The following is a 635-nucleotide window of genomic DNA, read 5'->3' as shown; positions in this document are numbered from 1 at the left end:
TGAACTCTGGTAAAAAAATATCTTTGCGATACCTACATTAAAACGCTTGATAATCTTGAAAATGAAGTAAGAAGCAATTGGGCTTTTTGTTCAGTAGACGCGGGCGGAGAAAAACTAGCGCGCGGTTTCGCGAATTCATTTGGAGCGCCCTTAGTCGTCGCCCACAAACAGAGGGATTATTCCAAACCAAACACCGTGGAGTCAATTAACATTCTTAGCGCTGATCCGTTAGAAAATAAAAGCCTCTGGATTGTAGACGACATGATTGATACGGCAGGCTCCGTAGAAAAACTAATCCGCGCCCTTTCACAGCTAAAACCAAAAGACATAAATATTATCGCTGTCCACGCTCTTTTTTCGCCGCCAGCCGTCCAAAAAATTGACGCGCTCATAAAAGACGGCCTGTTAAACCGCATGATTGTAACCGACACCGTATGCTGCTCAGGTTACAAGGAAAAACTTCAAAATCTTGAAGTCGTGCAGTCCGCAGAACTAGCCTCCGGTATTTTAAAAGCGATTATAAACAATGAATCATTAGGCAACCTTTTAAAACCCTTCAGCGCGAGGGAGTATTTTGGGACTAAATGATTTAAGAACTCTTACTGCGTTCCATTTCTTCCAATTCCCTAAAGGCG

Annotated in this window: 1 protein-coding gene; it reads left to right on the top strand. The window is 42.8% G+C overall.

Features of this window, described 5'->3' with window-relative positions; genetic code table 11:
* Positions 1-6 precede the first annotated feature (6 nt).
* Positions 7-588: a phosphoribosyltransferase family protein gene (locus ACYVRA_RS08115; protein ID WP_461252223.1), complete on the top strand. Its 582-nt coding sequence runs from the start codon at positions 7-9 to the stop codon at positions 586-588.
* Positions 589-635 lie beyond the last annotated feature (47 nt).

Source organism: Treponema sp. R8-4-B8 (assembly GCF_054786175.1).
The sequence above is the reverse complement of the archived record's forward strand: the minus strand, read 5'-3'. Positions and strand labels throughout refer to the sequence as shown.